This is a genomic window from Pseudomonas tehranensis (genome assembly GCF_014268615.1).
In the GTDB taxonomy this organism is placed as follows: Bacteria; Pseudomonadota; Gammaproteobacteria; order Pseudomonadales; family Pseudomonadaceae; genus Aquipseudomonas; species Aquipseudomonas tehranensis.
This window is the reverse complement of the sequence record NZ_JABWQV010000154.1, coordinates 1-11468: the sequence shown is the minus strand read 5'-3', so window position 1 is coordinate 11468 and position 11468 is coordinate 1. Positions and strand designations below refer to the sequence as shown.

General features: G+C 58.9%; 9 protein-coding genes. 8 read left to right on the top strand and 1 reads right to left on the bottom strand.

The window, feature by feature from the left end; all coding sequences use genetic code 11:
* Positions 1–128: 128 nt before the first annotated feature.
* The 8 genes from HU811_RS19075 to HU811_RS19040 all read left to right on the top strand — a co-directional run bounded on the left by HU811_RS19075 (position 129) and on the right by HU811_RS19040 (position 9762).
* Positions 129–905: a DeoR/GlpR family DNA-binding transcription regulator gene (locus HU811_RS19075; RefSeq protein WP_092399607.1), complete on the top strand. Its 777-nt coding sequence runs from the start codon at positions 129–131 to the stop codon at positions 903–905.
* Position 906: 1 nt separating this feature from the next.
* Positions 907–2739: a glutamine--fructose-6-phosphate transaminase (isomerizing) gene (glmS, locus tag HU811_RS19070; protein ID WP_186657498.1), complete on the top strand. Its 1833-nt coding sequence runs from the start codon at positions 907–909 to the stop codon at positions 2737–2739.
* A gap of 566 nt (positions 2740–3305) precedes the next feature.
* Positions 3306–4277 carry a tripartite tricarboxylate transporter substrate binding protein gene (locus HU811_RS19065; protein ID WP_092399603.1) on the top strand — a complete coding sequence of 324 codons (972 nt, stop codon included), beginning with the start codon at positions 3306–3308 and terminating at the stop codon, positions 4275–4277.
* An 80-nt stretch (positions 4278–4357) separates the two neighbouring features.
* The gene (locus HU811_RS19060; protein ID WP_186657495.1) at positions 4358–4840 is read left to right on the top strand and encodes a tripartite tricarboxylate transporter TctB family protein; all 483 of its coding nucleotides are present in this window, start codon (positions 4358–4360) and stop codon (positions 4838–4840) included.
* Positions 4841–4849: 9 nt separating this feature from the next.
* Positions 4850–6370, top strand: a complete 1521-nt coding sequence (locus tag HU811_RS19055; RefSeq protein WP_092399599.1) for a tripartite tricarboxylate transporter permease — start codon at positions 4850–4852, stop codon at positions 6368–6370.
* Positions 6371–6492: 122 nt separating this feature from the next.
* The gene (locus HU811_RS19050) at positions 6493–7920 is read left to right on the top strand and encodes an FAD-binding oxidoreductase (RefSeq protein ID WP_186657501.1); all 1428 of its coding nucleotides are present in this window, start codon (positions 6493–6495) and stop codon (positions 7918–7920) included.
* Positions 7921–8015: 95 nt separating this feature from the next.
* Positions 8016–8633, top strand: coding sequence for a GDP-mannose pyrophosphatase NudK (gene nudK / locus HU811_RS19045; protein ID WP_186657492.1), 618 nt, complete (start codon positions 8016–8018; stop codon positions 8631–8633).
* A gap of 136 nt (positions 8634–8769) precedes the next feature.
* Positions 8770–9762: an aspartate-semialdehyde dehydrogenase gene (locus HU811_RS19040; RefSeq protein WP_186657490.1), complete on the top strand. Its 993-nt coding sequence runs from the start codon at positions 8770–8772 to the stop codon at positions 9760–9762.
* A 28-nt stretch (positions 9763–9790) separates the two neighbouring features.
* Here the strand turns inward: HU811_RS19040 and HU811_RS19035 are convergent.
* A partial coding sequence (locus HU811_RS19035) for an LTA synthase family protein (RefSeq protein WP_186657482.1) occupies positions 9791–11468 on the bottom strand: 1678 nt, incomplete at its 5' end.

Here is an 11468-nt window from a genome sequence, read left to right as displayed (position 1 = left end):
GCTTTCGCGAGCAAGCCCGCTCCCACATTGTGTTTATGATTTCTGAATTTTTCTTCCCTCGCCTTGACGATTTCGCTGCAATAGGTTTTGATTACTTACGTTATCTTTCGAATCGAAACTTTTTCCTTATGTCCAAGCGCAACACACCACAGCGCCGCCACAACATCCTTGCCTTGCTTCAAGAGCAGGGCGAAGTCAGTGTTGATGAGTTGGCCAAGCGCTTCGAAACCTCGGAAGTTACGATTCGCAAGGACCTCGCTGCGCTGGAAACCAATGGCTTGTTGCTGCGTCGTTACGGTGGCGCGGTGCCCATGCCGCAGGAATTGGTCGCCGATAACGGGCAAGCCGTCTCCAAATACAAACAAGCCATTGCCCGGGCCGCCGTGAAGCGGGTCCGCGAACATGCGCGGATCATCATCGACAGCGGCAGCACCACCGCGGCGATGATTCCTCAGCTCGGTCTGCAGCCGGGGTTGGTGGTGATGACCAACTCCCTGCATGTCGCCAGTGCCCTGAGCGAGCTGGAGCATGAACCGGTGCTGTTGATGACCGGTGGCACCTGGGATCCTCATTCCGAGTCGTTCCAAGGCCAGGTCGCGGAGCAGGTCCTGCGTTCCTACGATTTCGACCAGTTGTTTATCGGTGCCGACGGCATCGATCTGGTCCGAGGCACCACCACCTTTAACGAACTGCTGGGCCTGAGCCGTGTGATGGCTGAGGTTGCCCGCGAAGTGATCGTGATGGTGGAGGCCGACAAGATCGGCCGAAAAATCCCCAACCTGGAACTGCCGTGGAGCAGCGTCCATACCCTCATTACCGATGATCGCCTGCCCGTGGAGGCCCGCGATCAGATTCAGGCTCGTGGGATCCATGTGATCTGCGCGTCTGTCAGCCAGGAGAAATAGCATGTGTGGAATTGTCGGCGCCGTTGCTGAACGCAACATCACTGCAATCTTGCTCGAAGGCCTCAAGCGCCTCGAATACCGCGGTTATGACAGCGCCGGTGTGGCGGTGTTTACCAACGACAAGAAGCTTGAGCGCATGCGACGCCCAGGCAAAGTCAGTGAGCTGGAACAAGCGCTGGACGCCGAGCCGCTGGTGGGGCGCCTGGGCATCGCCCACACCCGCTGGGCCACTCATGGCGCGCCCTGCGAGCGTAACGCCCACCCGCATTTCTCCGACAACCTGGCGGTCGTGCACAACGGCATTATCGAGAATCACGAAGCGCTACGTGAGCAACTCAAGGCACTCGGCTATGTGTTCACCTCCGATACTGACACCGAAGTCATTGCCCACCTGCTCAATCACAAGCTCAAGGAGTTGATGGACCTGACTGTGGCGCTCAAGGCCACCGTCAAGGAGCTGCACGGTGCCTATGGCTTGGCGGTGATCAGTGCCGAACAGCCGGATCGACTGGTTGCTGCCCGCAGTGGCAGCCCGTTGGTGATCGGTCTGGGCCTGGGGGAAAATTTCCTGGCTTCCGATCAGTTGGCGCTGCGTCAGGTCACTGACCGCTTCATGTACCTGGAAGAGGGCGATATCGCCGAAATTCGCCGCGACAGCGTGCAGATCTGGGACATTGACGGCAAAGCCGTGGAGCGCGAGATCGTTCAATACCGTGACGGCGCCGAAGCTGCCGACAAGGGCGAATTCCGCCACTTCATGCTCAAGGAAATCCACGAACAACCGGCTGTGGTGCAACGCACCCTGGAAGGCCGCATGAGCCAGAGCCAAGTGCTGGTCCAGGCGTTCGGGCCACAGGCCGCCGAGCTGTTCGCCAAGGTTCGCAACGTACAGATCGTTGCCTGTGGCACCAGCTACCACGCTGGGATGGTGGCTCGTTATTGGCTGGAAGAGTTGGCCGGTATTCCGTGCCAGGTCGAAGTCGCCAGCGAGTTCCGCTACCGCAAAGTGGTGGTGCAACCCGACACGTTGTTCGTGACCATTTCCCAGTCCGGTGAAACCGCCGACACCCTGGCCGCCTTGCGTAACGCCAAGGAGTTAGGGTTCCTCGCCAGCCTGGCGATCTGCAACGTCGGCATCAGCTCGTTGGTACGCGAATCCGACCTGACCCTGCTGACCCAGGCTGGTCGTGAAATCGGTGTGGCTTCGACCAAGGCGTTCACCACGCAGTTGGTGGGCCTGCTGTTGCTGACCCTGTCCCTCGGACAGGTGCGCGGGACCCTGGGAGAGGGTGTCGAGGCAACATTGGTGGAAGAGCTGCGCCGCCTGCCGACCCGCCTGGGCGAAGCCTTGGCGATGGACAGCACGGTGGAAAAAATCGCCGAGCTGTTCGCCGAGAAGAACCACACCCTGTTCCTGGGACGTGGCGCGCAGTTCCCGGTGGCGATGGAAGGCGCCTTGAAGCTCAAGGAGATCTCCTACATCCATGCCGAAGCCTACCCGGCCGGCGAGCTCAAGCACGGCCCGCTGGCCCTGGTGGACAACGATATGCCCGTGGTTACTGTGGCGCCGAACAACGAGCTGCTGGAAAAGCTCAAGTCCAACCTGCAGGAAGTACGCGCCCGTGGCGGCCAGTTGATTGTCTTTGCGGACGAGAAGGCCGGCATGACCAATGGTGAAGGTACTCACGTGGTGCACATGCCGCACATCCACGACATCCTGTCGCCGATTCTCTACACGATCCCGCTGCAGTTGTTGTCGTACTACGTCGCCGTGCTCAAGGGCACTGATGTCGACCAACCGCGTAACTTAGCGAAGTCTGTGACAGTGGAATAAGCCCTGGCAGCCGGGGTTGCGGAGGTGGATTCGTCTCCTCTGCACCCTGGCGTCACAGGCTGCTGCCCTTCACATCTCGGCTCCTGAGGTGCATAGCTGAGCCGCCGCTCGTCCGATCTTCCCCCGCGCATTTCTCCTCATGAGCGTAAACATGAGGCCACGTCTTCCTCCTCTCACCGATTCAACAAATATCCGCGTTGACAAAAATTATTTTAGGTGACGATAATCGGCCAAGTCGTACGACAACGTATGACATAAAATAATAAAATCGACGCAGGCTCTGCTATGCCATTCGCTCCGACGGCTCATCAGCATCGCTCTCTGCCCGTTCTGCATAAAAGTGCAGGGGCGCATCTCTTCCCGTTTTCGCATTCCCGCCAGGTGACTCACGGCTTTTCAGCCGGTCAAATCTGTTCGCCTGGGCAAACCCCTTTGCATCGTTCGCCTCGAGCCGCGCTCCCGTCTGGCATTGCCACTGCGCGCAGGGTGATCACGCACCCGATTCATCCTCGTCACACCCAACGCCCTAGCAACACCTTCTACGGCAGCATCTCTGGAGAAAAATAATGAAAAAAACACTATGCGCCTCTCTCATCGCGTCCTTCTTGACCCTTACGGCCGGAACGGCCGTTGCCGCTGATGCGAGCGACTGGCCGACACGTCCGGTGCAGGTGGTGGTTATTGCCAACGCCGGCGGCGATACCGACTTCAACGCACGGATGATGGCCAAGTACTTCACCAAGCTGACCGGCAAATCCATGGTCGTTACCAACATGGCCGGCGGGGGCGGCACCATCGCTGCCGACGCGGTCAAGAGCGCGGCGCCAGATGGCAACACCATTCTGTTCACCCACACCGGTCAGATGATCGTTAACGAAGTTGCAGGGTTGTCGGAAGATCGCTTCGATGCGTTCGATGTCTCCTGCATCGCTGGCGTCGATAAAGGCGCTGTGTTTGTCTCTGCCAAAAGCTCGGGCATCGACACCCTCGATCAGTTGATTTCACAGGCCAAGGCCAAGCCAGGCACCATCACCTACGGCACCGAGATGGGTAACTTCTCGCACCTGCAAGGCTTGATGTTCGAGAAGCTCGCCGGCGTCAAACTGAAGATGGTCGACAGCGGCACCGTTTCGGAAAAAGTGGTGGCCTTGCTGGGCAAGCGCATTGACCTGGGTGCTATCAGCTATGGTTCGGTTCAGGACTACATTGCCAGCGGCAAGATGACTGCTCTGGGACAGCCAAACGCAGAGCGCAACGCGCTGCTGGGCGACGTCAAGACGTTTAAGGAGCAGGGTGTGGATCTGGTCCTGGACAAGCCTTACATCGTGGCTTTCCCGAAAGGCACAGACCCGGCCATCGTCAAGAAAATGGCTGACACCATGAAGAAAATCACCGAAGAACCTGAATACGCTGAAGAACTCAAGAAATCGTTCAAGCAGCCTGTCAGCTTCCAGGGCACCGAAGAAGCCATTGCTACGCTGACCAAAACCCGTGACGACTTCATGCAGTTCAAGGACGAAATGCGTAAAGCCAAGTAAATCCTGGGAAACAGTAGGGGGCGCTTACCGTATTGGCCAGCGCCCCTTTGCTCGGCCCTTCAAGTGAAAGAGGATCCTGTATGGATACCTACAAAAGAAATGAATTGTTCGCCGGCCTGGCGATGCTCGGTGCTGGTGTGGCGTACATGTTGTTGACCGCCAATCTGCCGCGCCGCAGTTTTGTCGACGCCGCCTTTGTGCCCTGGATTCTTTCCGGCGCGCTGTGCCTATTGGGTGTGTTGCAATTGCTGGCCTGGAAAAAACTGCCCCAGCAACGTGCCGAACCCACCGAGCCCGCCGAAGCAACTGAGTCGATCGACTACCCGACCGTTATCAAATCCATCGCGCTGGTGACGCTCTATACCGCACTGCTGGAAATCGTCGGTTTCGCGATCATGACCGCGCTTTACCTCTACGCCCAATTCATCGTGTTGACCCCCGCGGACCAGAAGGTCAAGCACCTGCGTTATGCCGTGATTGCGGTCGTTTCGGCGGCATTGATTTTTGTGATCTTCCGTGAGGGCTTCGATTTGATGCTGCCCGTCGGTCTATTGGATTTCTAGGGGACGGTGATGATTGAGCTCCTGCAACAAGGCTTTGGTGCCGTATTCTCGCCCTACGTATTTGTCCTGATCACCCTCGGCGTTGCGGTGGGGATCGTCTTTGGTGCGGTGCCCGGTCTTTCGGCCACCATGGCCATCGCCCTGTGCTTGCCGCTGACCTATTCGATGGGCCCGGCCACTGGCCTGTCACTGCTGGTTGCGCTATTTGTCGGCGCCACCTCGGGGGGGCTGATTTCAGCGATATTGCTTAACATACCGGGTACGCCGGCCTCCATCGCCACCACGTTCGATGGTTCGCCGATGATGAAAAAGGGCCAGGGCGTCAAAGCGCTGGGCATTGGCGTGGTGTTCTCGTTCCTGGGCACGATTTTCAGCATTGCGGCGTTGATGTTTATCGCCCCGATCCTGGCTGACGTGGCCTTGAGTTTCGGTCCCCACGAATATTTCTCCATCGCTGTTTTCTCGCTAACCCTGATTGCCACACTGTCCACCGGATCGCTGGTCAAAGGGTTGTTTGCCGGTGCCCTGGGCTTTGCCTTTTCGACTGTCGGGATCGCCCCGGTCGAGGCCATCCGGCGCTTTACCTTTGACCTGCCGAGTCTTAACGGTGGCTTCGCCATGCTGACCGTCATGATTGGGATGTTTGCGGTCGCCGAAGTGCTGAAATTCGCCGAAAGCGCCCGCTCGAGCCACCGTGCCAAGCCACAGAACATCAGCATGAAGGGCGTCAAGGGCTTTGGTTTTTCAATCAAGGAGTTCATCAGCCAATTGCCGAACGCGACCCGCTCGTCGTTCATTGGCCTGGGCATCGGGATCCTGCCGGGCATCGGCGCTGGCACCTCGAACATTGTTTCTTACATTGCGGCAAAAAAGCGTTCCAAACACCCAGAAGAATTCGGTAAAGGCTCCATCGAGGGCGTGGTTGCCAGTGAAACCGCGAACAACGCCGGTATTGGCGGTGCGATGATCCCGCTGCTGACCCTGGGGATTCCCGGTGACACCACCACGGCGGTGATGCTTGGCGGCTTCATGATTCACGGGATCCAGCCGGGCCCATTGTTGTTCATCAGTCAGGGGCCGCTGGTCTACACCATTTTTGCCGCGCTGATCCTGGCCTCGTTGCTGATGTTGGTGCTGGAGTTCTACGGGCTGCGCATCTTCATCAAGCTGTTGGCGGTGCCCAAGCACATTCTGTTGCCGATCATCCTGGTGCTCTGCGTAGTCGGTGCGTTCGGCCTCAACAGCCGGATCTTCGACGTCTGGGCGGTGTTGCTGTTCGGTTTGCTGGGCTATGGCTTCGTCAAAGGTGGCTTGCCGATTGCGCCGTTCATCATTGGCTTCATCCTCGGACCTATGGCTGAAACCAACCTGCGTCGCGGTCTGATGCTCTCGGATGGTAACTTCAGCGGTTTCCTCACCACGCCGATCTCGGCGGTCTTCCTGGCCCTCGCAGCGGCGTCTGTCTCCTGGCACTTGGTGACGGTGATCCGTCACAAGAAAAGTGCCGCCATTGAGCTGATGCGCAGCTAGTTCAGCTCAATCGGTCGCTTCCACTGCTGCAACGCACGATGTGCGCTGCAGCAGCCGAATTCAAACGTCCGGAGTCAGTCATGCAAAACCCCAATCCGCTCCCTTCGGCCGATCTCGACCCTATGGCCTGGAACACCTTGATCCAAAGCGTCGAGCAAGTGGTCGGCGCGGCGGGGCTGGTGCGTGATCCTGAACTTATGCACAGCTACCTGACTGACTGGCGTAACGCTTATCAAGGCCGGGCCGCACTGGTTGTGCGCCCGGCCACCACTGAAGAAGTGGCGGCGGTGGTGCGGCTTTGCCATGACGCCCACGTTGCCTTGGTGCCGCAGGGCGGCAACACCGGATTGTGTGGTGGCTCGATCCCTGATTCGTCTGGCCGCCAGGTGGTGTTGTCCCTGACCCGGATGAAGCGCATCCGCGAAATCGACCTGGCCAATGAAACCATTACGGTCGAGGCCGGGGTGATTCTGCAGCAGTTGCAAGAAGCCGCCAGCCAAGCCGGTCGCTTGTTCCCCCTGTCACTGGGGGCCGAAGGCAGTTGCACGGTAGGCGGCAATCTGGCCACCAATGCCGGCGGCACGGCAGTGCTGCGTTACGGCAACATGCGCGAGCTGACCCTGGGACTGGAGGTGGTATTGCCCGATGGACGTGTCTGGCGCGGCTTGCGAGGCCTGCGCAAAGACAACACCGGTTACGACCTCAAGCATCTGTTCATTGGCTCAGAGGGCACGCTTGGAATTATCACGGCGGCGGTGCTCAAGTTGTTTCCGGCGACTCACAGCACGGCAACCGCCTGGGTCGCGCTGCCTTCTGCGCAGGCCGCCGTAGACCTGATCGGGCATGTTCGCAGCCTGTGCGCCGACCGTCTGACGGGTTTTGAGATGATGTCGCGCCAGAGCCTGGAGTTCGTTCTGGACCATGTGGCCGGTTGCAGTGACCCCTTGCAGGGGCCGCACCCGTGGTACGCCTTGATCGAATTGCGCGACACGGTGCCTGACGCGCCTTTGGAGTCGTTGCTTGAAAGTGGCCTGGGCCATGCTTTTGAGGCCGGGTGGGTGATCGATGCCGTGATCGCCAGCAACCAGACTCAGGCTGCGGCATTGTGGGCTCTGCGCGAAGGTATTTCCGAGGCGCAGAATCATGAAGGCCCGAGCCTCAAGCATGACATCAGCGTGCCCGTCAGCCAGATTCCGGTGTTCATCGAGCGTACCGATAGCGCCTTGCAACAGGCGTTTCCCGGCGTACGCATTGTTTCTTACGGTCACATGGGTGATGGCAACCTGCACTACAACATCAGCAAGCCGCTGGGGCATGCCGATGCCCCGTTCAAGGCCCAGGAACAAGCGATCATGCAGGTCATCTACCAGATGACGAGCGCTTTCAACGGCAGCATCAGTGCCGAACATGGTCTGGGGCAAGCCAAGCCGGACGCGGCGGCGCATTTCAAGGATCCGCTGGAGATCGAGTTGATGCGTGCCATCAAGCGCACACTGGATCCGACCGGGTTGATGAACCCCGGCAAGGTGTTTACCACCGGGCTGGAGTGATCGATCCTGCCTCTGCTAGCCTGCCTCAATCATGGCAGGCCGTCGGCCTTTACGGCCGCTCTGCCGCTTTCAGACACTGGATATGGAATGGCTGAATGACACAGGCAAACACCAAAGATCGCGTGCGCATCAAGAAAGTCGAAGTGCTCTCGGACAACTGGTACGTGCTGCGCAAAACCACCTACGACTACCTCGGCCGCGATGGCCAGTGGCGCGAACTGGCCCGCGAGACCTACGATCGGGGCAACGGCGCGACCATTCTGCTGTACAGCAAGGCCAAGCAAACCGTGGTGCTGACTCGGCAGTTCCGCTTCCCGGCCTTCGTCAATGGCCACGATGGTCTGTTGATCGAAACCTGTGCCGGCCTGCTGGATAACGACGACCCGCACACCTGCATCCGTAAGGAGACCCAGGAGGAAACCGGCTATATCGTTCAGGATGTACGCAAGGTGTTTGAGGCATTCATGAGCCCAGGGTCAGTGACAGAACGCGTGCATTTTTTCGTCGGCGAATACTTCGACGAAGATAAACAGCATGAGGGCGGTGGGCTGGAAGCCGAGGGCGAGGAAATCGAAGTGCTGGAGATGTCCCTCGACAAGGCGCTGGGCATGATCGAAACCGGGGATATCTGCGACGGCAAAACCATCATGCTGTTGCAGTACGCCAAGTTGCATCGGTTGCTGGATGCGCCGGCTGAGACCGTCCCGGGATGAGCCTGCATTTGGCGTAAATTCACCGTTGTTTGGCGGCTGCCGCACTGTAGCGGGCACTCTCAACCTCCTTACACTGGTTGCCGGGCAATCAGGAAACCAAAACGGTTGCACCTCGACAGGTGGATAAGGAAACGAGATGAAGAAAGTCGCCGTAGTAGGTTGCACCGGTGCAGTGGGCATGACCATGTTGCAATTGCTTGAAAATACCGACTACGAGGTGGTCTGCATGGCGTCCGGGCGCTCGGCGGGTAAACGCCTGAAGGCGGGCAATACCGAGCACCTGATTGAACCCTTTTCGCTCGAAGGTTGTGCCTCGTGCGATATCGTCTTCCTTTGTGTTTCCGGGACCTTCGCCCTGGAATATGGCGAACGTTTGGCCGAGAACTCCCATGTCATCGATAATTCGTCGGCTTTCCGTTATCACCATGAGGTCCCGCTGCTTGTACCGCCTATCAACGGGCAGCGTTACAAGGGCGAAAAACTGATCGCCAATCCCAATTGCTCCTCGGCGATTGCGCTGATGGTGCTAGGGCCACTGCATGAAGCCTTCGGGCTGGACAGCGCGATCATCTCCACCTATCAGGCGGCCAGCGGCGCGGGGCAGCCGGCGATGCTGGAGCTAAGGGAAAAGGCCAAGGCTTTCAGCGACTACGGCGATCACAACGGCAGCGAGAATTTTGCCCATAACCTGGCGTTCAACGTGATTCCCCAGGTTGATTCGTTTGAAGACAACGGCTATACCCGCGAAGAAATGAAAGTGGTCTGGGAACTGCGTAAGGTCTTGGACGAACCGCAGTTGGCCATCAGCACCACGGCGGTCCGGGTGCCGACCCTGCGTTCTCATGCCGAGAGCCTGAGCCTGCGTTTCAAAAAGCCCATTGAGTCACTGGAGCAAGTACGCAAGCTGTTACGGGCCGCACCAGGGGTTGAAGTGGTGGATAAACCTGCCCAAAGCGTTTATCCGATGCCCATGACTTCGACTTACAAGCATGCGGTGGAAGTCGGGCGGATTCGTTACAGCCTGATCTACGGCGAGCACGGCCTGGACCTGTTCATCAGCGGTGACCAGTTGCTCCGTGGTGCGGCCTTGAATGCATTCGAGATCATGCAATTGATCAAAGAGTGCTGAACGCGCAGTTGGGCTGCGCGGTGTTCATTCAGCTGGACTGGGCGTCACTGTCTTCCTGGACGAGGTTCAGGTAATCCGAGGGCTCCGTCTGCTCCGGCAGTTCGGTCACGACACTGAAGTCACTGATTTCGATGGCGCCCACCCCGTGCCCCAGCAGGTGGAAAGAGAAGGCCTTGCGGGGTTGCGGGTTATCGAAACGGATGTTCATCACCAGCGGCTGTTCGGGCGTCACCGCCACTTCCGTCGGCAGGTCGATCGCTACATCCTGCTCGAACTCTTTGGCCTTGAGGGAAATATAGGCCGCATTGTCCGGACCCAGGGCGCGGATGGTCAGGCTGACGCGGGTCTGTGAGCCCTTGGGCATCTCCAGGTACTGGGCGCCGATCAGGTTATCGGTCCAGTCGTTGGTGATCTGGGCCGGAAGCGGGATTTGATCGGCGCTGCCAAACTGATAATGCTGGTTGAGCGGTGTATGGAGCAGGGTGCGGTCCAGGGCCGTGGCCCGCGCGCTGATCAACCTGGCACGTTGACCGCTGTATTGCCCGCCGTAAGTGGCGCGCTCCGTGATGAAACCTTCGCTGGTGTAATAGCGGCAGCGCTGCAGAAAATCGCATTCGGTGAAGGTGCTCTTGCCATCGTGATAGCGCAGCTTGCCGTTGGTGAATGACATGATTTCCCGGCCCGTTGCGTAGTCCCTGAACATCGAGCGACCGGACAACGATTTGGGCACCTTGAAACCGAAGTAATCGAGGACTGAGGCAGTCAGGTCGACATGACCGTAAACCCCTGACTTGATCCGGGGCAATGGCTCCGGCGCCAATGTCAGGTTGAAACCCCAGGATGACGCCAGGCGCACATCGTCGATGCCGTGGGATTCGTCCGAGGTGATGATCACCAAGGTGTCTTTCAGCACGCCTTGGCGTTCCAGTCCCGACATGAAGCTGTCCAGTGCGTCATCCAGGTAACCGACGGCCGCCTGCTTGGTAGTGTCGTAGCGTTGCAGGTAGTCATCCGGCGCTGAGTAGGGCTGGTGGGTGCCCACCGTCAGCAGCGTCAGCATCCAGGGCTTCTTTGCCTGTTGCAGTTGTCCGACGTAATCCAGCGCGCCCTCGAAGAATGTCTTGTCGTCCTTGCCCCAAGGGAATTCCAGATAGGCAGGTTTGGTGAACCAGTCCATGCCCAGGGTGGTGTCGAAGCCGATGTGCGGCATGATCCGGTCCTTGGCCATGAAACGCAGGCCCGCACCTTGCAGGAAGTGCGTAGAGAACCCGTTGCGGCGCAACTGGGCCGGCAGGCAGGCCTGGTTGCGCCGGGCCAGGTTCAACATCTCGACGCCTTTGGGCGTGCCGTCGTCGAATTTGTCGTAGTCGCCACACAGCATCGAATACAGGCCACGAATGGTCTGATGATTGTGCAGGACGTAATCGGGGGTATTCATGCCGCGCTTGGCCCAGGCACTGAGGTGCGGCATCAGGTCCTCCTGATAGCTGCTTTTCAGGGCCTGACGGTTGACGCCCACGTAGGCGCCGGGAACGCCTTCCAGGGTGATGATCAGGACGTTGCGTGCCCGGCCCGGTGCAGGCAGGATTTTCTGGCCTTCAAGATCAAGCCGGGTAAGACCTTCCATGGGCGGGGCTTGAACCACTGCATCATCTTCAAGCCATAGCTGGGTACGATCCTGCCCGGCGGCAACGGCCGCCGTGGCG

Excerpts from the sequence above, each read along its gene's own strand:
- HU811_RS19075 (WP_092399607.1), top strand. The coding sequence starts at position 129 with ATGTCCAAGCGCAACACACCACAGCGCCGCCACAACATCCTTGCCTTG.
- glmS (WP_186657498.1), top strand. The coding sequence starts at position 907 with ATGTGTGGAATTGTCGGCGCCGTTGCTGAACGCAACATCACTGCAATC.
- HU811_RS19065 (WP_092399603.1), top strand. The coding sequence starts at position 3,306 with ATGAAAAAAACACTATGCGCCTCTCTCATCGCGTCCTTCTTGACCCTT.
- HU811_RS19060 (WP_186657495.1), top strand. The coding sequence starts at position 4,358 with ATGGATACCTACAAAAGAAATGAATTGTTCGCCGGCCTGGCGATGCTC.
- HU811_RS19055 (WP_092399599.1), top strand. The coding sequence starts at position 4,850 with ATGATTGAGCTCCTGCAACAAGGCTTTGGTGCCGTATTCTCGCCCTAC.
- HU811_RS19050 (WP_186657501.1), top strand. The coding sequence starts at position 6,493 with ATGGCCTGGAACACCTTGATCCAAAGCGTCGAGCAAGTGGTCGGCGCG.
- nudK (WP_186657492.1), top strand. The coding sequence starts at position 8,016 with ATGACACAGGCAAACACCAAAGATCGCGTGCGCATCAAGAAAGTCGAA.
- HU811_RS19040 (WP_186657490.1), top strand. The coding sequence starts at position 8,770 with ATGAAGAAAGTCGCCGTAGTAGGTTGCACCGGTGCAGTGGGCATGACC.